Genomic DNA, 18,654 nt, shown 5'->3' with positions numbered 1-18,654 from the left:
GCCACGTCACGCACATACTGGACGGTGGCGCCACGGGTCCGGCGGGCGGGCACCCGTTGTGCGTCGGCGGGCCCGCGGGGCACATGCGGAGTGTTGCGGGCAGCCGGTGTCACAACGGCGCCGGGTGACTGGTGACTTGTGGCGGTGTGCGCCAGATCTTGATCTCGGTCGCCGGGAGGAACTCCGCGAAGAGGCCGTCGCCCGACGCCTGCCGCAGGAGGGCCCGCAGGTCCCGTTCGAAGTCCGCCGTCCTGTCCCCGAACAGGTGCGGGGCGGTGTCGGAGCGGGAGAAGACCCAGGCCACGACATCGTCCGTGGAACGTTGGACCAGTTGCCCGGCCGGCACGACGTACCGGCTGAAGTCCGCGAATCCGGCCCGGGCGAGGACCGCTTCCTCCCCGCCCGGTGTGCCGTGGGGAAGCGTTCCCCGGCCGGCGCGGCGGACCGGGCCCAGGTACCGCCGTACCAGTGCGCGCATCCCCTCGTACGGCGGCGCCGGACGCGAGGCCGGGCGCGGCTGCCGGACCGGTTCCCCGGAGCGGTCCTTGAGGTCGCTCAGGTGGACGAACGCGCCGCCGGGCTCCAGCATCCCGAGGACGGTGGCGGCGACCCGGTCGCGGTCCGTCCAGTGAAACGAGTTGGCGAACACCACCGTCCGGAACTCCCCCAGCCCGGCGGGCAGTTCCTCCGCGCGGGCGGCCGCCCAGCGTACGTTCGCCACCCCGCGGCGCGCCGCCTGCCGGGCCGCCTCGGCCAGCATGTCCCGGTCCGGGTCGACGCCGACCACCTCGGTGTACAGCGGCGCCAGCGCCAGGGCCACGAGTCCGGGGCCGCAGCCCACGTCGAGGAGCCGGCCGCGGCCGTCCAGGCCGAGTGCCCCGGCCAGGGTCTCGGCGTAGCCAGGGGCGTACGGGAGGCGCCCGCGCTCGTAGTGGGCGGAGGTGCCCGCGAACAGGGAACTGTCCCACTGCCATCCGTCGGTCATGGCGGACATCGTCCTACGCCCAGCAGGGACCCGGTGACTTGGCGGCTCCGGCCCCGCTCACTGACCGCCCAGCCCCGTGGTGGCGACCGACTTGACGATCTGCCGCTGGAAGAACAGGAACACCAGGACGAGCGGCAGGGCCGCCAGGACCGCGGAGGCCATGGTCTGGGCGTACTGCACCCCGTAGGCGTCCTTCACCGCCGTGATGCCGACCGGCAGGGTCATCAGGGCCGGATCGGAAGTGGAGATGAAGGGCCACAAGAAGTTGTTCCAGGCGCCGATGAACACGAAGATCGCGACGGCGGCCAGCATGGGCCGGGACAGCGGCAGCAGCACGGACCAGAAGACGCGCCAGTGGCCGGCGCCGTCGATGCGGGCGGCCTCCTCCAGTTCGCGCGGCAGCGAGTCGAAGTGCTTCTTCAGGATGAAGACCATCACGGGGGCCACCGTCTGCGGCAGGACGACGGCGGCGTAGGTGTCGAGCAGATGCAGGGTGAGCATCTGCCGGAACCACGGCACGACCAGGATCTGCGGCGGTACGACGACGGCGGCCACCGTCAGCGCGAACAGCCATCGCCGGCCGGCGAACAGCGTGCGGGAGAAGGCGTAACCGGCCATCGCGGAGACCAGGACCGTGACGACGGTGACGGCGGCCGAGATCAGGAAGCTGTTCAGCATCCACAGCGGCAGGTCGCCGCGTTCCCACACGGTGGCGAAGCCGTGCAGGGTGAAGCCGTGCGCGGGCCCGAACCAGTGCCCGGGGTCGCTGGCGTCCTGCTCGGACTTGAACGCCGTCAGCACGGCCCACGCCATCGGCAGCAGCCACACCGCGGCCAGCACCGCGAGCACGGCCAGGGCCAGGGTGCGGGCGAGCCGGCTCGGACCGAGGGTGAGGTGGCCGCCCGGGGGCGCGCTCCGGCGCCGTACGCCCGCGGTCCGGCGGCGCATGCCCGCCGTCCGGGCCGCCGCCGCGGTCCCCGGGGCGGCGGAGCCGGAGGCCGCGGGAGAAGAAGCCGGAGCGGAGGCGGAAGCGGAAGCTGAGGTGGAGGCCATGTCACTTCTCCCGGCGGCGAAGGGCGGCGTACTGGGCCGCGGAGGCGAGCAGGACGAGCGCGAAGAAGAGATAGCTGATCGCCGAGGCGTAGCCGAGCCGGTAGCCGGTGAAGCCGACGTCGTAGACGTACTCGACGACCGGCCGGGTGGAGCCGTTCGGGCCGCCCTTGGTGAGCAGGTAGACCTGGTCGAAGACCTTCAGGGAGGCCAGCAGCTGGAGGACGGTGACGACCGCCGTGATGCGGCCGAGCTGGGGCAGCGTGATCGACCACAGGCGGCGCCACGCCCCGGCGCCGTCGATGGCCGCGGCCTCGTACAGGTGGTCGGGGATGCTCTGCAACGCGGCCAGGTAGAGCAGGAAGTTGAAGCCGACGGTCCACCACAGGGTGGTGAGCGCGATCGCCCACATGGCCACCGACTCGTCGCTGAGCCAGCCCACCGAGCCGACGCCGATCACGTCGAGCAGGTGGTTGACCAGCCCGAGATCGGGTTGGTACAGCCAGATCCACAGCAGGCTCACCACGCCGACGGGCAGCAGGTAGGGCGCGAAGAAGGCCAGCCGCCACACCCACTGGCCGGGCAGCCCGGTGTGCACGAGCAGCGCCATGCCGAGGGCCACGACGACCAGCGGCACGGTGGAGATGAGCGTGAACCACACCGTGTGCCACAGCGACCGCCACATCTCGGCGTCCCGGAAGGCCTCGGTGAAGTTGTCCAGGCCCACGAAGGACGGGTCGTGGGCCGACAGCGAGGTGTCGGTCAGGCTCATCCACAGGCCCTGGGCCAGCGGCCACACCATGAACAGCGCGAACAGGACGAGGAAGGGCAGGGCGAACAGCAGGCCGGGCGGGAGCAGCCGGCGCACGGACAGGGCCCCGGGGCGGGGCGAGGCGTGGGGAGAGGACATCGTCGAGCCTCCTGCGCGGTGGATCGCAGCCGGTCAGGCCGGGCTGGGCTGGGAGAGGAAGGTGTTCAGGCGGCGCACCATCGCGCGGGCGGCGCGGTCGGGTGCGAGGCCGTCGAGCAGGGCCTGCTGGAGGACCTGGGACATGGCGTTCTGGAAGTCCGAGCCGGCTCCGGCGAACCACACCGACGGGTCGAGTACGACGTGCTGCTGCGCGCTCGCGTAGTGCGCCTGCGGCTGGAGCGCGGCGTAGGCCGCCGTCCGGGTGACCGGGCCGTAGGCGGGGATGTGCCCGGCCTTCGCCCAGACCTGGCTGGCCTTGAGCAGCGCGGCGACGGCCCGGTGGGTGCGGCGGCGGCGCGCCGGGTCGGGGTGCGGGTGGTGCGGCAGCACGAAGGAGTGCGAGTCGGCGTAGACGGCGGGGGTGCCGAAGACCGTGGGGAAGGGGGCGGCGCCCACCTCCGGGTCGGCGGCGCGGTAGGTGCCCAGTTCCCATTCGCCCGAAAGGATCATGGCGGTCTGCCGGTTGGTGAAGGAGGCGATGGCCGCCGGGTAGTCGAGCCGTTTCGGGTTGACGCGGCCGTCGACGATCCTCGCCATGAAGGCGATGACCTCGGCCATCCGGTCCACGTCGACCTCGGCGGGGCCGCCCGGCGGCAGCCCGAACCGGCCGCCGGTCTGCCGGTACAGGCCGTAGAAAAGCCGCCAGCCCTGGGCGGTGTCGGTGACGTAGCCGAAGGCGATGCCCTGCTTGCCGGAGGCCCTGGCCAGTTCGCGCCCGGCGGCAAGGAACTTCTCCGGTGTGGAGAACGCGGCCGCGTCCAAGGTGTTGTCGGCGGCCAGCAGGCCCGCCCGGCGGGCCGGTTCGGGGTGGTAGAAGACGATGAACGGGTGGGTGTCCAGCGGGACGGCGTACGTGCCGCCCTGGAACTGCGTGCGGGACCACACCGCGTCGGTGAACGACTTCTCGGTGATGCCGTACTCGGCCAGCAGGCTCGTGTCCCAGGGGTCGAGCAGGCCGGTGGGGGCGTAGCCGGCCAGCCGGGACAGGTGCGAGACCGCCAGGTCGGGGCCGCGCCCGCCGGCCGAGGCCATCGCGAGCTTGGTGTAGTACGGGGTGCCCCACTCCAGGACGGTGCGCTCGATGCGCGTGCCCGGCATGCCGGGGCCGGCGGCGCGGGCCATGTCGTTGAGCAGGGCGCCGTCGGACCCGCTGAACAGGTCCCACATGCGCAGGGTGGACGCGTCCGCCGCCTGGGCGGCGCCGCAGCCGCTGAGCGCGCCGGCGCCCAGCAGCGCGGCGCCGGAGGCGAGCGCGGCGGCCAGCACCCGGCGCCGGGACGGCCCGGGCGGGGGGCCGGCGGGTGCGAGTGTGCCGGTCATACGGCTCCTTTCCGCTGGGCGGCGGCCCGCGCGGGTCGTGCGGTACGTGCGGTACGTGTCGGCAGTTCCGTACGCGCCTGCCGTGCCGCCGCTCAAGGGGTGGGGTCCTGGGATGGGTGGTCGTGGGGTGGGTGGTCGTGGGAGTGTCACACCGGTGACGCGGGGCTCGCGGGCGCCGCGGGCGTCACCGCTCGTGCTCGAACGCCGCCGCCCGCCGCTGCGCGGCCCGCAGGAGGGCGGTGTCGGCCTTCTCGGAGCGGTCGAAGCGGTAGACGCCGTTGCGTTCCTGGAAGACGTCGGTGAGCTGGGTGTAGCAGTAGCCGAACATGTCCGGGTCGTCGAGCAGCACCGCGGTCAGCCGGGTGAAGCGGTCGACGAACTCCTCGGGGCCGCGCGGGCGCTCGCCGTAGCCCCAGGACGCCTCGGCGTCGTCGCCCGCACCGCTCGCCGCCGCCTCGGGGTCCCACCAGATGCCGCCGAACTCGCTGCAGAAGTAGGGCTGCCCGCGGTAGGGCACCGACCAGGGGCGGCCGTCGGGACCCGCGTTGACGTGGGGACGGTCCTCGGCCAGGCCGGCCATGGTCCTGGCGAAGGCGGCCGGGTCCTGCTCGTAGCAGTGGGAGTCGTAGACGTCGGTCTCGGGGACGCGGTGGGCGTAGCCGGAGGCGTCGATGACGGGGCGGCTGGGGTCGGCCTGCTTGGTGGCCAGGAACATGGCCCGGGTGACGTCGTCGAGCTGGGTGATGTGGTCGTGCAGGTGCTGGTACGTCTCGTTCAGCGGGCACCAGCCGATGATCGAGGGGTGCGAGTGGTCCCGTTCCAGGGCCTCCAGCCACTGGGCGACGTAACTGGCGTCGGGCCGCTGGTTGGTGCCCCGCTCCCCGGTCTCGCAGCCCCAGTCGCCGAACTCGCCCCACACCAGATACCCGAGCCGGTCGGCGTGGTGGAGGTAGCGCTCCTCGAACACCTTCTGGTGCAGCCGGGCGCCGTTGAAGCCGGCCGCGCGGGCGAGTTCGATGTCGCGGACCAGCGCCGCGTCGCTCGGCGCGGTCATCAGGCCGTCGGGGTAGTAGCCCTGGTCGAGCACGAGACGCTGGAAGACCGGTTCGCCGTTGAGCAGCAGTTGTTTGCCGCGGATGGCGACCGAGCGGAGTCCGGCGTAGGAGGCCGCCGTGTCGACGACGTGCCCACCGGCGTCCAGGACCTCCAGGCGCAGGCCGTACAGGTGCGGGTCGTCCGGGCTCCAGGGGCGTACGCGGTCGGCGGGCACGGTGAGCGCCAGCCGGGGGCACAGGTCGAGGTCGGCGCGCGCCTCGGCGGTCACCACCTCGCCGCGGTCGTCGCTGAGCACGGCGCGCACGCGGTGGCCGGGCGGGTTGGCGGTCAGCGGCAGGTCGAGGAAGAAGGTGCCGGAGGACAGGTCGGGGGTGATCCGGGGCCGCTTCATGCTGACCGCGCGCGGCACCGGCTCCATCCAGACCGTCTGCCAGATGCCGGTGGTCCGGGTGTAGTGGCAGTGGGAGTTGGCGTACCAGGTGGCCTGCTTGCCGCGGGCCTGCGGGCCGTGGCGGCTGTCGCGGGCCCGGACGACGAGGGTCACCTCGTGGCCGGGTTGGGCGATGCCGTCCAGGTCGGCGGTGAAGGGGGTGAAGCCGCCGCGGTGGCGGGCCACTTCGACGCCGTCGGCCCAGACGGTGGTGTCGTGGTCGACGGCGCCGAAGTGCAGCAGCACCCGGGCGCCGGTCCAGTCGGCGGGGACCGTCACGGTGCGCCGGTACCAGACCGCCTCCAGGAAGTCGGTCTCGCCGATCCCCGAGAGCGTGGACTCCGGGCAGAACGGCACGGTGATCTCGCCGGTGAGGCCGCGTTCCCGCAGGCCGCGCTCCAGGCCGGTGTCGGACCGGTCGGTCTCGAACTGCCAGGTGCCGTTGAGGCTGAGCCAGCTCTCCCGGACGAACTGGGGCCTCGGGTACTCGGGGCGGGGGGCCGGGTCCGACGGGGTGCCCGATGAGGACCCCGAGGGGGATTCCGCCGCGGGGTCCGTCGGGTGCGGGACGGCCATGGTGCTCCTTGCGTTGTGTACTGCCTTGCGTACTGCGCCGGGGCTGCGTTGCGTACTGCCGGGGTCGGTGCGGGGGTCGGTACGGGGCTCATGGCACCACGGCGATTACATCGATGTAAATACACGGGGCGGCCCCGGGGACCCCCCGAAACCGTTTCGTGATCGTCGGTAGGATCACCGCGGACGGAAGGAAGTGAGCGTGGCGAGCAGGCCCAGGATCAAGGACGTCGCGGAGTACGCCGGCGTCTCTCCGAAGACCGTCTCCAACGTGATCAACGACTTCGAGCACGTGTCGGAGCACACCAGGGCCGCCGTCCGCGAAGCCATCGACGCCCTCGGCTACCGCGTCAACCTGGCCGGCCGCCAACTGCGCCAGGGCCGCACCGGAATGATCACCCTGGCGGTCCCCGAACTGGACGTCGCCTACTTCGCCGAGCTGGCCAAACACGTCATGGCGGCGGCCGACCGGCACGGCCGCACGGTGCTGCTGCACCAGACCGGCGGTGTGCGCGAACGCGAACTGGCGGCGCTGCACGGGTTCGACGCCCAGTTCACCGACGGGGTGATCCTCAGTCCGCTGTCACTGACCCCGCGCGACCTCGCCACCCGGGACGCGCACCTGCCCGTCGTCCTCCTCGGCGAGCGTCAGGCCCCGGGCAGCGCCGACCATGTGGGCATCGACAACGTGGCCGCCGCGCGCGAGGCCACCGAACACCTCCTGGCACGCGGGCGGCGCGCGATCGCGGTCGTCGGCGGGGCCGCCCGGGGCCGGCAGGGCACGGACGGCCTGCGCACCGAGGGCTACCGCTCGGCCCTGCGGGCCGCCGGCGCCCCCGTCCGGCAGGATCTGATCGTGCCGGTCGACGCGTACCACTGGCAGGACGGCGCCCGCGCCGCCGCCGCCCTGCTGGAGCGCCGCCCGCGCCCGGACGCCTTCCTCTGCCTCAACGACCACCTGGCCCTCGGCGCCCTGCGCGCCCTGTACGAGGCCGGCCTGCGCGCCCCGGACGACGTCGACGTGACGGGCTTCGACGACATCGAGGCCTCCCGCTTCAGCATCCCGACCCTGACCACGATCGCCCCGGACAAACGGGGCATCGCGGACACGGCGGTGTCGCTGCTGATCGAGCGGATAGACCAGGGGCGGACAGACCGGGGGACGACGGCCCCGGCGCCCCCGGCGCCCCCGGCGGACCGACCGGACCGGGCGGCCCCCGACGGGACCGCCGCCGATCACGTGGTCGGCCACCGGCTGATCGTGCGGGAGAGCACGGGCGGGTGTTTCTGAGACGTGGCCCGGCGGGTCAGCCCGCCGCGTCCGGCGGACCGGAACCGCCGATGACCCCGGCACGGTAGGGTGCCGGGGTCTTCCGCCGAGGGCTGCCCAGAGGGTCGCCCTCCCGGCCGGAACCCGGTGGCCGGGGCTCAGTGGGTCGTGGCTCCAGTGCCACGGCCCCTGAACCGGGACTCAGAGCCGGGACTCGGAGGCGGGGCCCGAAGGCCGGGGCTCCGAGCCGGGGCTCAGCACTGGGGCCGGCGTCCGTGGTTCGCCGCGTGCTTGCGGCGGGACTTCTTCTTGCGGCGTCGCTTCGAGGACACGAGAACCTCCTGATGACGCGGACCGGGCCACCGACGAGGCCCATGCCCTATGACGGTGCATAGGTTGATCTTCCCGTCACCGATCCTCGCACAGCGTGCGGGACCCCGCGACGCGACCGCCGCCGACACCGCACCCGACCCCACGGGCAGCGACAACTCGCTTCCCGTACGTGTCACTTGACGCGGCCGCACCTCGTCCTCCCGTCGATCCGACCGAGCGTCACCCAGGTGTGCCGGCCGAGCGGACCGGTGCCGGGGGTGAGGAAGGGTCAGGGGAGGGCCGCGCCTGCTCCGACCGTGTCACAACAAGCCCCTTCCGTACTCCGAATGCAACGCCCGGGTGGTCGGCGCCGGGATTCCTGCTGAATGTGATCACGTCGCACCTGTGATCCGAGTGGGCCGGCGGTGTGCCGGCTCTAGCAGGGGCGACGGAAGGAACCCACATGCGTATCACTCGTACTCTCTTCACCGCCGCGGCCATCGCCACGGCAGTCACCTTCTCCGCGCCGCTCGCCAGCGCCATGAGCGTCTCCCAGCTGCGGTCCGCGCAGGAAGCGGTCTTCGACGGCGGGTCGCACGACTCGGGCGACGAGGACAGCGGCCACGGCGACAAGGGCGACCACTCCGACCGCGGCGGCGACCGCGGCGGCGACCGCGGCGGCGACCGCGGCGGCGACAAGCCGCACGGCGGCGTCCACGCCGGCGGCGGCGCCCTCGCCCTGCGCACCACCGGCGACGACAGCGACCACGGCAAGGACAACGACGACAGCGACCACGGCAGCGACCGCGGTGGCGACAACGGCGACAAGGGCGACAAGGGCGACCACTCCGACCGCGGCGGCGACCGCGGCGGGGACAACGGTGGCGACCACGGTGGAGACCGTGGTGGCGACCGTGGTGGCGACCGCGGTGACAAGCCGCACGGCGGTGTCCACGCCGGCGGCGGCGGCCTGGCCGGCTCGGACAGCGGCCTGGGCGCGGGCGCCGCGCTGCTCCTCGGCGGCCTGGCCTCCGGGGCGTACATGCTGCGCCGCCGCAAGGTGTCGAACGCCTCCGTGGCCTGATCACCTCCCCTCTCGGCCAGACGCTTGTGCCGTCGCGGTCCTCGTCACGCCTCCTCGGGTGACGCGGACCGCGGCAGCGGCACCGGCTCCGCCTGGCTCACGTCGTCCGTTCATGAAAGGCACCGCGCATGGCCTTCTCGCAGCCGCCTCAGACGGAGCAGCCCGGGACCGCACCTGCCACCACGCGCCCGCGCCGGCACCACCTCTTGTGGTCGGCGGCGGCGGTGGGCGTGGGTGTGGTGCTCATCCACCAGTCCCTGTCGAACCCGGTCGAGGGCCTCGGCAAGCCGGTCCAGGTCCGCACGTCCGTCGCCCCCCGGCCCACCGGTTCGGCGGGCGGTGACGACGACAAGGGGCTGGCCCGGTCCACGCCGACCCGGCTCTCGATCCCGGACATCGGTGTGGACGCTCCCTTCACCAAGCTGTCGCTCGGTTCGTCGGGCCAGCTCGAAGCGCCCCCGCTGGACAACACCAACCTCGTCGGCTGGTTCCAGGACGGGGCGTCCCCCGGCGAACGCGGCGCGTCGGTCGTCGTGGGCCATGTCGACACCCTGAGCGGCCCCGCGGTGTTCGCACAGCTGGACTCGCTCGAAACCGGCAACGACGTGGACGTGACCCGCGCCGACGGTGTCGTCGCGCACTTCAAGGTCGACTCGGTGCAGACCTTCAGCAAGGCGGCGTTCCCCGACGACGAGGTCTACGCCGACACCGCCACGCCGGAGCTGCGCCTGATCACCTGCGGCGGCCCCTTCAACCGCACCACCAAGGACTACGAGGACAACGTGGTCGTCTTCGCACACCTGGACTCCGCCACGCACACGTAGTCGAGCACGGAGGCCGCGCTCCCCTGCGGACCCTCCGCCACGAAGGCCGCCCCGGCACCCACTGGGTGCCGGGGCGGCCTTCGTGGTGCGGCCGGGCCGGAGGTCAGTCCGTGCCGGACTCCATCGCCGCGCGGTCCAGCATCTCGTCGTCGGGGGCCTTGCCGCGGGAGGCGATGGCCTCGGCGCCGCCCTCCGGCATGCTGCCGATCAGACCGGTCGCGGCGGCCTGCGCGGCGCCGATCGCGGGGCTGCCGGTGCCGATCAGCCCGATCCCGGCGTACTGCTCCAGCTTGGCGCGCGAGTCGGCGATGTCGAGGTTGCGCATGGTGAGCTGGCCGATCCGGTCCACCGGGCCGAACGCCGAGTCCACGGTGCGCTCCATGGAGAGCTTGTCCGGGTGGTAGCTGAACGCCGGGCCCGTGGTGTCGAGGAGCGAGTAGTCCTCGCCGCGCCGCAGCCGCAGTGTCACCTCACCGGTGACGGCCGCGCCGACCCAGCGCTGCAGCGACTCGCGCACCATCAGGGCCTGCGGGTCCAGCCAGCGGCCCTCGTACATGAGCCGGCCCAGCCGCCGGCCCTCGTTGTGGTACTGGGCGAGGGTGTCCTCGTTGTGGATGGCGTTGACCAGGCGCTCGTACGCGGCGTGCAGCAGGGCCATGCCGGGCGCCTCGTAGATGCCGCGGCTCTTCGCCTCGATGATCCGGTTCTCGATCTGGTCGGACATGCCCATGCCATGCCGGCCGCCGATGGCGTTGGCCTCGATCACCAGATCGACGGGGGAGGCGAACTCCTTGCCGTTGACCGTCACGGGACGACCCTGCTCGAAGCCGATGGTCACGTCCTCGGCGAGGATCTCGACCTCGGGGTCCCAGAACCGTACGCCCATGATCGGCTCGACGGTCTCCACGCCGGTGTCCAGGTGCTCCAGCGTCTTGGCCTCATGGGTGGCGCCCCAGATGTTGGCGTCGGTGGAGTACGCCTTCTCCGTGCTGTCGCGGTAGGGCAGGCCGTGGGCGAGCAGCCACTCCGACATCTCCTTGCGGCCGCCCAGCTCGGTCACGAAGTCCGCGTCCAGCCAGGGCTTGTAGATCCGCAGGTGCGGGTTGGCGAGCAGGCCGTAGCGGTAGAACCGCTCGATGTCGTTGCCCTTGAAGGTGGAGCCGTCGCCCCAGATCTGGACGTCGTCCTCCAGCATCGCCCGCACCAGCAAGGTGCCGGTGACGGCCCGGCCCAGCGGCGTGGTGTTGAAGTAGGAGCGGCCGCCCGAGCGGATGTGGAACGCGCCGCAGGTGAGCGCGGCCAGGCCCTCCTCGACCAGCGCGGCGCGGCAGTCGACCAGGCGCGCGATCTCGGCGCCGTAGGCCTTCGCACGGCCGGGCACCGACGCGATGTCGGGTTCGTCGTACTGGCCGATGTCGGCGGTGTAGGTGCACGGGACGGCGCCCTTGTCGCGCATCCACGCGACCGCGACGGAGGTGTCGAGGCCGCCCGAGAAGGCGATGCCGACGCGCTCGCCGGCCGGAAGGGAGGTGAGGACCTTGGACATGGGAAAATTATGCATGATTACGCATGGCCATGCAAAGCCCCCCCTCGGCGATAGCCCCCGGCGGTCCGAATTCCGGACCGCCGGGCTACGGGGGTGCGGGACCGCGGGGCCGCAGGGCGCCGCCCCCCGTCGTGCGCCGCGCGCCCCGCGCGCCCCGCGCTCAGGAGGCGCGGCGCACGGCCACCACCCCAGTGGTGGTGCCCTGCCAGAACGTGCCGTCGGACGTCGTCGTGCCGGTCATCTCCAGAGGGTTGTAGAGCAGCCCCAGCCCCAGGAACCGGGTGGTGAGGGTGCGGCCGGTGTCGGAGTCGAGGACGGCGTAGTGGTAGGCGGCGAAGGTGTTGGTGCCGAGGGCGGAGGCGGTCGGGCCGGTGACCGTGACCGTGTAGATCCGGCCGTCGGCCACGGACAGCCGGGGCAGGGCCGCGCTCTTGGCGGCGCTGCGCCACACGAGGTGGCAACCCTGGCCGTCCGCGTCGACGTCGACGCGCGCGAGCCCGCCGGCGAAGGACGCGGACGCGGGCCGGGAGGGCCCGGCGTCGTCGGGCAGCGCCGGGTAGGGGTAGCCGTAGGTGGAGGTCACGAAGACGCTGCGCCCGGTCGCGATCACCGCGTCCTCGGTGCCGTCCACGACGGGCAGCGTGCACACCTCGGAGCCGTCGCGCCGACGCACGACCAGATTCTCCTCGTCGTCGGCGTTGTCCGTGATCGCCAGGTAGTCGGTGCCGTCGCCGGGCCCGAAGTACACCGGTGTCGAGCCGGTCCCCCAGGACAGCTGGCCCGGCTTGCGGGCGGTGCCCCGGTCGTAGGCGCGCCGCCACAGGATGTGCGGGACGCCGTCCGGGCCGGCGTCGAGCGCGTACAGGGCGTGGCTGGTGGTGACCGCCGCCTGGCCGGGGACTGTGGACAGGGAGTTCGCCACCGTCTCGCCGGCCGGCAGGGCCAGGGTGTGCACGTCCCCGGCCGGGGTGAGGACCCCGACCGTGCCGGCGGGGGTGGCGAACCAGACGTTGCCCCGCCAGTCCGGGGACAGGCCCACCACGCCGCCGCGCGCGGCCTCGCCCAGCGGGAGGCTCGCGTCCACGCTCAGCTTCCAGGTGCCGTCGGCGCCGCGGTGGTGGCCGACGCGCAGCAGGTTGCCGTCCGGATCGACGGTGACGAGCCGGTCGTCCTGGTCCAGGTAGGCGTAGACGCCGCCGAAGAGGCTGCCCTGCGGCAGGTCCAGGGTGGCCAGCCGCCCGCCGGTCGCCGGGTCGAGGAGGACGGCCACGGGGTTGCGGCCGAAGATGCGGGTGCACAGGGCGACGATCAGCCCGTCGCCTCCGGCGGTGACGGTGGGGCACGCCGACTGGAGGGCGGTGCGGGCGGCGGTGACCGGCGCGGTGCCGGTCCCCGCGTACGGCGTGGTGTCGGAGTTCGCCGTGTCGCCGTGCATGGTGGCGGTGCCGGTGGCCGCGGTGTACGGGTTCGACGGCGGCAGGGGGCCGTAGGTTCCGGCGTGCGCCGGGGTCACGGCCGCGGTGAGCGCCGCCAGCACGAGGGCGGCGACAGCGGTTCGGCTACGCATGGCAGCGCCTTCCGGACGAGGTCAGGGTGACGGGGACAGATCAACCGTGACCGTAGTGATCAGGCGTTGCGGCGGTGTTGCGGCCGTATGGCAAGGTGCCGGACCGCCCCGGGCCCCGGCCCGGCGGCCTTCCTCGATGAGGTCGGTGAGGGCGGTGCGCGTCACCGTCTCCTGCGCGCTCACCCTGGTCGCCGCCGAGCAGCAGCGCCTCGCGTTCCCGCGTGGCGGCGTGGCGGCGTGGCGGCGTGGCGGCGTGGCGGAACGCCTCACTGACGAGATCGTCGGCGGCCGGGAAGTAGTGGCCGATCAGCCCGGGGCGGACGCCCGGCTCGTCGGCGACGCGCCGCAGCGTGATGCGTTCCAGCGCGTCCTGCACAGCCCGATGCGCGCGGCCGTCCGCACGATCTCGGCGCGGCGCCGGCCGGGCTGCTTCCGGGTCCGGGCCGGCTGAGGTCTCGACGTCATGGACGACACGTGCACGGCCAGTGGACCACGCCGTCCCGCACCAGCAGCGGTGCGGGCGGGCCGCTGTCCTCGTACGCCCGGAGCCGGCCGAGTGCGACGGCGCCGTCCTGGTGGCGGTGCCGGTCGCCGGCCTTCGCCGCGAGCCGGCCGAGGAGTTCACCGGCCGGCTCGAAGCCGTCGGGGTGGATCTCCTGCCGGCTGGTCAGCGCCAGGCGCCGTGCGCCGTGTGCCGCCGGCACAGCAGCGCGGAGCCGAGCACGCCGCCCACCTCGAACCCTTCCCCGTGGCAGCCGAGCAGCGGCTCGGGGTGGTCCTCGACGACGGGTTCACCGTCGTCGTCCTCCGTCACGCACGGGAAGCGGTCACGATGCGCAGGGTCTGCGGCCGGGGGCCGAGACCGAGGTGCCCGTGCAGTTCCGCGATCTCCTGCCGCGTCACCTCGTCGCGCAGGTCCACGGTGAGCAGCAGTTCGAACAGGCCGGCCATGGCGGCACACGCCACAGCCCGGCCCTCCCCGCCCCCGCTCAGACCCCCTCCGCACGGTCGATGAGCAGGTGGACGCCGTCGAGGATGCGGTCGAGGGCGAAGTCGAACGGGTCGACGGGGGTGGCCGAGCCAACCGGAGTGGCCGGAGTGGCCGAGCCGGCCGGAGTGTCCGAGCCGGCCGATGGGGTCGCGCCGGTCCCCGTCGTCGTGAAGGCGCCCTCCGCGACGGCCCGGGTCAGGCTGGGGAAGCGGTCGGCGTGGCGGTCGAGCAGTTCGCCGGTCAGCCGGTTCCACTCCCGGTCGCGGTCCTCGTCGAAGTCGGCCGCCTGCTGTGCGAGGTTGCGCACCGCGCCGACGACCAGCAGGAAGACCTGGTGGCGCTCGGCGCCCGGCAGACCGGTCGGCTCCAGGACCCCGAGCGCGGTGTCCAGCCAGGCGAGCTGGGCCGGGCCCATGACCTGGCGGCGCATCGCGGTGGCCGCGAGCAGCCAGGGGTGCCGCTGGTACACGGCCCAGGACCGGCGGGCCCACTCCTTGAGCCGGGGGCGCCAGCCGGGGCCCACGGCGGACAGGTCGGGCCGCTCGGCGAGGACGGCCTCGACCATCAGATCGACGAGTTCGGCCTTGCCGGGCACATAGCGGTACAGCGCCATCGCCGAGACGCCGAACTCGCCCGCGACTTTGTTCATCGAGACGGCGTCCAGACCCTCGGCGTCGGCCAGGGCCACGGCCGCCTCGGCGATCCGGCGGGGGGTCAGGCTGGGCTTGGGCCCACGGGTCGGCTGGTCCTGCTCGCCCCACAGCAGCGCGATGCCCGCTTCCAGGTCGCGCGTCTTCTCCTTGGCGGAGCCGGCGCCCCTGCCCCCCCGGGCTCCCGCGGTTCCCGCCATGGCCGTCCTCCCTGCCTTCCTGCCGATCGCCTTCGTCCGAGCGGGGGCAGTTGACACCCCCAGCAACTGTATATACCTTAAACGCAATCGCTTATGCCATAAACAGTTTAGGGGGACAACACATGCTCGGCGTCATCGTCACCGCCTCCGCCGCCCTCGCCGCCGCGCCCGCCGCCGGGCTGCTGGCCCACCGGCAGCTCAAGCGCGCCGCCCTCGCCGCACGGCTGCGCGTCACCACGCCGTACGGCATCGACGAGTCCGGCTTCGTCCGTATCGGCGGCATCGACCAGTGGATCTCCCTGCGCGGCGACGACCTGCGCAACCCCGTGGTCCTGGAGATCCACGGCGGCCCCGGCGCCTCCAACCTGGCGTACACCCCGCGCACCCGCGCCTGGGAGCGGCACTTCACCGTCGTACGGTGGGACCAGCGCGGCGCCGGCAAGACCTTCGGCCGCACCGGCCCGGACGGCCAGGGCGGCCCGGACGGCCAGGGCGAGCTGACACTGGAGCGCCTGTACCGAGACGCCGTCGAGGTCACCGTGTACGTCCGAGCCCGGCTGGGCGTGGAACGCCTCGTGCTGGTCGCCAACTCCTTCGGCACCGTCCTCGGCCTGCGCCTGGCCCGCGACCACCCCGAGCTGTACTCCGCCTACGTCGGCACCGACCAGAACATCAACGCCGGCGGCCGCGACCGCACCGCCCGCGACGCGCTCCTCGACCGCCTGGAACGCGCGGGCAAGACCAAGGAACTGGCCGCGGTACGGGCGCTGGACACGGGCGAGCAGGCCATGGGCACCGAGGAGTGGTCGGCGTACACCAAGCTCCTCGTCACCTCCGACCCCCTCACCTACGACACCATGAAGACCGTGGTGGTCAGGTCGCTCTGGTTCTCACCGCTGCACACGCTGCGCGAACTGCGCGACTACTTCAAGGGCATGACCTTCTCCCAGCGGGTCGCGCTCGACGGCGGCACACTCGACGAGTGGGCCGAAGGCACCGCGTTCCGCCTCCCCTTCTTCGTCTTCCAGGGCGAGCACGACGTGATCACCCCGCCCGGCCCGGCCCGCCGGTTCTTCGACGACGTCACCGCCCCGGTCAAGGACTTCGCGCTCATCGAGGGCAGCAGCCACTTCGCCTCGTTCCGCCGCCCGGACCGGTTCCTGGAGCTGATGCTCACCAAGGTCCGCCCGGCGGTCACCGGCACACCGGTCCCCCGGTGAGCCCCCACCACCCGATGGCCGGTGACCGGTGACCGGTGAGGCCCATCACGCCGTAAATCCTGTGCACCGGGCGGCCGGTCGCGTTAACGTCGACCGTATGAACGTCACCGGCCGAAGCACCACCGCGACCGCGCGAGCGACCAGCTCGCCGGTTGCCGCCGCCTGACGTACCCCCTCCCACCGGCGACCGGAAACGGCCCGCCGGTGGTTTTTCCGGGGCTCTGCCGCTCCCCTGCGCCGACCGTGCGGACCCGTTGTCCGGTGCCACCCCGCACAGCGCACGCGAGGAGCACCCCATGAACCGCCCCATGAACACCGAGCAGCTCGTCCGCACCTTCACCGAGTACTTCGAGGAGCGCGGCCACCGCCGGATCACCGGCTCGACACTGCTGCCGCCGCCCGGCGACCCGGTGCTGTTCACCACCGCGGGCATGCATCCGCTCACCCCCTATCTGGAGGGGCGCCCGCACCCCCTCGGCAGGCGGCTGGTCAATGTGCAGCGCTGTCTGCGCACCACGGACCTGGAGGAAGTCGGTGATCCCACCCACCTGACCGTCTTCGAGATGCTCGGCACCTGGTCGCTCGGCGACTACGAGGGCCCGGCCAGCCTCGACTGGGGGTACGGGCTGCTCACCGAGGGCTTCGGCGTCGACCCGGCCCTGCTGCACGCCACCGTCTTCGGCGGCGACGGACAAGTCGGCCCGGACACCGACTCCCTGGAGCTGTGGCAGCAACACGGGGTGCCGGTCGAGGTGACCGGCGAGGACAACTGGTGGTCCAACGGACCGACCGGCCCGTGCGGCCCCGACTCGGAGATCTTCCTGTGGACCGGCGACACCCCGCCGCGCTCGACACCCACCCGCGACGACCGCTGGGTGGAGGTGTGGAACCACGTGATGATGCGCCACCGCCGCCTCCCCGACGGCTCGCTCGTGCCGCTCCCCCAGCGCAACATCGACACCGGACTCGGCCTGGAACGGCTGGCCTCGCTGCTCCAGGGCCGCACCTGCGTGTACGACAGTGATCTCTTCGCCCCCTGGCGGCTGCGCCTGCCGGTCCTGTGGCCGCTGGACGAGTCCTCCTTCCGGCTGGTCTGCGACCATCTGCGCTCGGCCGTGGTGGTGATCGGCGACGGGGTACGCCCGGCCAACACCGGCCGCGGCTATGTGCTGCGCCGACTGGTGCGCCGCGTGCTCACCGTGCTGTGGCGCGACGACCCCTCGCGCGGCCTCGGGGACCTGCCCGCCGAACTGATCCGGCACACCCTGGACCACTTCCGCCAGGACCTGCCGCTGGACGACGTACGCCGTGTGCTCTGCGAGGAGGAGCGCCGCTTCCGCCGTCTCCTGGAGCGCGGCCGCCAGGTACTGGCCCGGCCCCGGTTCCGCGGCCCGCTGGACGAGGAGGACTTCCACTACCTGCACGACACCCACGGCCTGCCCCGCGAGCTGGTCCTGAGCCTGCGCGCCGGATGAGGACCCGGCCTGTCGGCGCCGGTCAGTGCGGGTCAGTGCCGGTCAGTGGGGGAAGCTTTGCGGCGGCCGGGTCACCGTGTCCTCGCGGAACTCCTCGATACGGGTGTGCACCTGGCGCATCAGCTGGGTGTCCTCGATCCGGTGCAGTTCGGCCAGCGCGCAGACCGCGGGGACTTGGCGGACGGGGGGTGACCGCGGTGTACTGCGGTCACCCGTCCGTACGGCCCTGTGCAGGGCTGCCAAAGCTGCCGGACCCTAGCCGTACAGCTTTGCCCAGGTCTTCGGGCCGATCTTGCCGTCCTTGGTCAGGCCGTGCGCGCCCTGGAACTTCTTGACCGCGGCGAGGGTGTTCGTGCCGAAGGCCCCGTCGACGCCGCTCCAGGGCAGATAGCGCCAGTTGGCCAGCAGGCACTGGGCCTGGGATACCGCGGCGCCGTGGTCGCCGTACACGAGCAGCGGCCGGCCGCTGTAGTACGCGCAGGCGGCCCGCGGTGACAGACCGGCCGCGGGAGTGGCTGGCGCGGCCTGGGCGGTGGCGCCGACGGCCGGCACGGAGAGCAGGACGGCGGCCACGGCCATGGCCGCCGGAGCGCGACGGAGCCGCGGGCGCGTCAGGTGAACGCGGTGCATGGTTGTCTCCCCTCCCCCGGCTCAGCAGTCCGGAACGCCGGAGATCTTCTTGCCGCCCTGAAGGAACACGTTGCTGACATAGGCGTCGTCGCTGCCGGTGGTCAGCGTGACCCTGCTCCACCACGGGTTGGTGCCGCCGCTGGGGTCGGCCACCGGGGTGGTGTTCTTGTTGGTCTGGCACCAGTCGGAGAGGTGGATGTGCGAGACGGTGGCCAGGATGACGGCGCTGGTCCTCGGCGCTTCCCGCAGGTGCACGTCGGTCGCGTAGACGTAGACGGTCTTCGCCTTCAGCTGCGCGTGCGTGTCGGCCTGCGCCGCCGGTGCGACGAACACGGCGGCCGCGGTGAGGGAGGCGGCTCCCGCCGCTATCAGGGCACGTCGGTACGGCTTCATGTGTTTCCCCCGTTGACGAAGTGGGTCGGGCCGCCGGTCCGCGGCCCCTGTGCCCTCAGAGTGTTCCGCCCCGGGTGGGCCGTATTGTAAAAAATCGCATCTTCTCGG

General features: G+C 72.9%; 19 protein-coding genes and 1 pseudogene. 5 read left to right on the top strand and 15 right to left on the bottom strand.

Features of this window, described 5'->3' with window-relative positions; all coding sequences use genetic code 11:
* Positions 1-109: 109 nt before the first annotated feature.
* From ABZ858_RS21130 to ABZ858_RS21110, 5 genes are all read right to left on the bottom strand, one after another.
* Entirely contained in the window at positions 110-985 is an 876-nt protein-coding gene (locus ABZ858_RS21130; RefSeq protein WP_361380540.1) for a class I SAM-dependent methyltransferase, read from the bottom strand.
* 57 nt (positions 986-1,042) lie between these two features.
* Positions 1,043-1,933 carry a carbohydrate ABC transporter permease gene (locus ABZ858_RS21125; protein WP_361380839.1) on the bottom strand — a complete coding sequence of 297 codons (891 nt, stop codon included), beginning with the start codon at positions 1,931-1,933 and terminating at the stop codon, positions 1,043-1,045.
* Positions 1,934-2,039: 106 nt separating this feature from the next.
* Positions 2,040-2,945: a sugar ABC transporter permease gene (locus ABZ858_RS21120; protein WP_361380537.1), complete on the bottom strand. Its 906-nt coding sequence runs from the start codon at positions 2,943-2,945 to the stop codon at positions 2,040-2,042.
* A 33-nt stretch (positions 2,946-2,978) separates the two neighbouring features.
* Positions 2,979-4,325: an extracellular solute-binding protein gene (locus tag ABZ858_RS21115; protein ID WP_361380534.1), complete on the bottom strand. Its 1,347-nt coding sequence runs from the start codon at positions 4,323-4,325 to the stop codon at positions 2,979-2,981.
* Between the two features lie 184 nt (positions 4,326-4,509).
* Positions 4,510-6,387, bottom strand: coding sequence for a sugar-binding domain-containing protein (locus ABZ858_RS21110; protein ID WP_361380531.1), 1,878 nt, complete (start codon positions 6,385-6,387; stop codon positions 4,510-4,512).
* 199 nt (positions 6,388-6,586) lie between these two features.
* Between ABZ858_RS21110 and ABZ858_RS21105 the strand changes: the two genes are divergently transcribed.
* The 3 genes from ABZ858_RS21105 to ABZ858_RS21095 all read left to right on the top strand — a co-directional run bounded on the left by ABZ858_RS21105 (position 6,587) and on the right by ABZ858_RS21095 (position 9,874).
* Complete coding sequence (locus ABZ858_RS21105; protein ID WP_361380528.1) at positions 6,587-7,675, top strand: LacI family DNA-binding transcriptional regulator; 1,089 nt, start codon at positions 6,587-6,589, stop codon at positions 7,673-7,675.
* A 754-nt stretch (positions 7,676-8,429) separates the two neighbouring features.
* Positions 8,430-9,050 carry a hypothetical protein gene (locus ABZ858_RS21100; RefSeq protein WP_361380525.1) on the top strand — a complete coding sequence of 207 codons (621 nt, stop codon included), beginning with the start codon at positions 8,430-8,432 and terminating at the stop codon, positions 9,048-9,050.
* A 128-nt stretch (positions 9,051-9,178) separates the two neighbouring features.
* Complete coding sequence (locus ABZ858_RS21095; protein ID WP_361380522.1) at positions 9,179-9,874, top strand: class F sortase; 696 nt, start codon at positions 9,179-9,181, stop codon at positions 9,872-9,874.
* Positions 9,875-9,977: 103 nt separating this feature from the next.
* Here ABZ858_RS21095 and argG read toward each other — a convergent pair whose 3' ends face one another.
* From argG to ABZ858_RS21060, 7 genes and pseudogenes are all read right to left on the bottom strand, one after another.
* On the bottom strand, positions 9,978-11,420 hold the full coding sequence (gene argG / locus ABZ858_RS21090) for an argininosuccinate synthase (protein WP_361380519.1): 1,443 nt from the start codon (positions 11,418-11,420) through the stop codon (positions 9,978-9,980).
* A 160-nt stretch (positions 11,421-11,580) separates the two neighbouring features.
* Positions 11,581-12,987: a hypothetical protein gene (locus ABZ858_RS21085; protein WP_361380516.1), complete on the bottom strand. Its 1,407-nt coding sequence runs from the start codon at positions 12,985-12,987 to the stop codon at positions 11,581-11,583.
* Positions 12,988-13,246: 259 nt separating this feature from the next.
* A pseudogene (locus ABZ858_RS21080) lies at positions 13,247-13,452 on the bottom strand (TetR family transcriptional regulator); the annotation flags it as partial.
* Positions 13,449-13,691 carry a hypothetical protein gene (locus ABZ858_RS21075; RefSeq protein WP_361380513.1) on the bottom strand — a complete coding sequence of 81 codons (243 nt, stop codon included), beginning with the start codon at positions 13,689-13,691 and terminating at the stop codon, positions 13,449-13,451. The pseudogene ABZ858_RS21080 and the gene ABZ858_RS21075, both read right to left, overlap by 4 nt.
* Positions 13,655-13,801, bottom strand: coding sequence for a hypothetical protein (locus tag ABZ858_RS21070; RefSeq protein ID WP_361380511.1), 147 nt, complete (start codon positions 13,799-13,801; stop codon positions 13,655-13,657). Before ABZ858_RS21070 ends, ABZ858_RS21075 begins: the two co-directional genes overlap by 37 nt.
* Positions 13,798-13,938: a hypothetical protein gene (locus ABZ858_RS21065; RefSeq protein WP_361380508.1), complete on the bottom strand. Its 141-nt coding sequence runs from the start codon at positions 13,936-13,938 to the stop codon at positions 13,798-13,800. Before ABZ858_RS21065 ends, ABZ858_RS21070 begins: the two co-directional genes overlap by 4 nt.
* A gap of 38 nt (positions 13,939-13,976) precedes the next feature.
* Positions 13,977-14,828: a TetR/AcrR family transcriptional regulator gene (locus ABZ858_RS21060; protein WP_361380505.1), complete on the bottom strand. Its 852-nt coding sequence runs from the start codon at positions 14,826-14,828 to the stop codon at positions 13,977-13,979.
* A 122-nt stretch (positions 14,829-14,950) separates the two neighbouring features.
* On the opposite strand from ABZ858_RS21060, the gene ABZ858_RS21055 reads away from it, so the two are divergent.
* A complete protein-coding gene (locus ABZ858_RS21055) occupies positions 14,951-16,048 on the top strand; it encodes an alpha/beta hydrolase (protein WP_361380502.1) in 1,098 nt (365 codons plus the stop codon).
* Positions 16,049-16,356: 308 nt separating this feature from the next.
* The gene (locus tag ABZ858_RS21050) at positions 16,357-17,523 is read left to right on the top strand and encodes an alanine--tRNA ligase-related protein (protein ID WP_361380836.1); all 1,167 of its coding nucleotides are present in this window, start codon (positions 16,357-16,359) and stop codon (positions 17,521-17,523) included.
* A gap of 42 nt (positions 17,524-17,565) precedes the next feature.
* Here the strand turns inward: ABZ858_RS21050 and ABZ858_RS21045 are convergent, their stop codons facing one another.
* Genes ABZ858_RS21045 through ABZ858_RS21035 form a run of 3 tightly spaced genes read right to left on the bottom strand, consistent with a single transcriptional unit; the run spans position 17,566 to position 18,546 of the window.
* Positions 17,566-17,766, bottom strand: a complete 201-nt coding sequence (locus ABZ858_RS21045; protein WP_361380499.1) for a hypothetical protein — start codon at positions 17,764-17,766, stop codon at positions 17,566-17,568.
* Positions 17,767-17,778: 12 nt separating this feature from the next.
* Positions 17,779-18,153, bottom strand: coding sequence for a peptidoglycan-binding domain-containing protein (locus ABZ858_RS21040; protein ID WP_361380495.1), 375 nt, complete (start codon positions 18,151-18,153; stop codon positions 17,779-17,781).
* Between the two features lie 21 nt (positions 18,154-18,174).
* A complete protein-coding gene (locus ABZ858_RS21035; protein ID WP_361380492.1) occupies positions 18,175-18,546 on the bottom strand; it encodes a peptidase M23 in 372 nt (123 codons plus the stop codon).
* Positions 18,547-18,654 lie beyond the last annotated feature (108 nt).

This window comes from Streptomyces sp. NPDC047017 (assembly GCF_040644175.1).
Classification (GTDB): domain Bacteria; phylum Actinomycetota; class Actinomycetes; order Streptomycetales; family Streptomycetaceae; genus Streptomyces.
This window is presented reverse-complemented; position numbering and strand designations above follow the sequence as displayed.

Bases quoted from the DNA above. Each gene is read 5' to 3' on its own strand.
- ABZ858_RS21130 (WP_361380540.1), bottom strand. From the start codon at position 985: ATGACCGACGGATGGCAGTGGGACAGTTCCCTGTTCGCGGGCACCTCC.
- ABZ858_RS21125 (WP_361380839.1), bottom strand. From the start codon at position 1,933: ATGCGCCGCCGGACCGCGGGCGTACGGCGCCGGAGCGCGCCCCCGGGC.
- ABZ858_RS21120 (WP_361380537.1), bottom strand. From the start codon at position 2,945: ATGTCCTCTCCCCACGCCTCGCCCCGCCCCGGGGCCCTGTCCGTGCGC.
- ABZ858_RS21115 (WP_361380534.1), bottom strand. From the start codon at position 4,325: ATGACCGGCACACTCGCACCCGCCGGCCCCCCGCCCGGGCCGTCCCGG.
- ABZ858_RS21110 (WP_361380531.1), bottom strand. From the start codon at position 6,387: ATGGCCGTCCCGCACCCGACGGACCCCGCGGCGGAATCCCCCTCGGGG.
- ABZ858_RS21100 (WP_361380525.1), top strand. From the start codon at position 8,430: ATGCGTATCACTCGTACTCTCTTCACCGCCGCGGCCATCGCCACGGCA.
- ABZ858_RS21095 (WP_361380522.1), top strand. From the start codon at position 9,179: ATGGCCTTCTCGCAGCCGCCTCAGACGGAGCAGCCCGGGACCGCACCT.
- argG (WP_361380519.1), bottom strand. From the start codon at position 11,420: ATGTCCAAGGTCCTCACCTCCCTTCCGGCCGGCGAGCGCGTCGGCATC.
- ABZ858_RS21085 (WP_361380516.1), bottom strand. From the start codon at position 12,987: ATGCGTAGCCGAACCGCTGTCGCCGCCCTCGTGCTGGCGGCGCTCACC.
- ABZ858_RS21065 (WP_361380508.1), bottom strand. From the start codon at position 13,938: ATGGCCGGCCTGTTCGAACTGCTGCTCACCGTGGACCTGCGCGACGAG.
- ABZ858_RS21060 (WP_361380505.1), bottom strand. From the start codon at position 14,828: ATGGCGGGAACCGCGGGAGCCCGGGGGGGCAGGGGCGCCGGCTCCGCC.
- ABZ858_RS21055 (WP_361380502.1), top strand. From the start codon at position 14,951: ATGCTCGGCGTCATCGTCACCGCCTCCGCCGCCCTCGCCGCCGCGCCC.
- ABZ858_RS21050 (WP_361380836.1), top strand. From the start codon at position 16,357: ATGAACACCGAGCAGCTCGTCCGCACCTTCACCGAGTACTTCGAGGAG.
- ABZ858_RS21040 (WP_361380495.1), bottom strand. From the start codon at position 18,153: ATGCACCGCGTTCACCTGACGCGCCCGCGGCTCCGTCGCGCTCCGGCG.
- ABZ858_RS21035 (WP_361380492.1), bottom strand. From the start codon at position 18,546: ATGAAGCCGTACCGACGTGCCCTGATAGCGGCGGGAGCCGCCTCCCTC.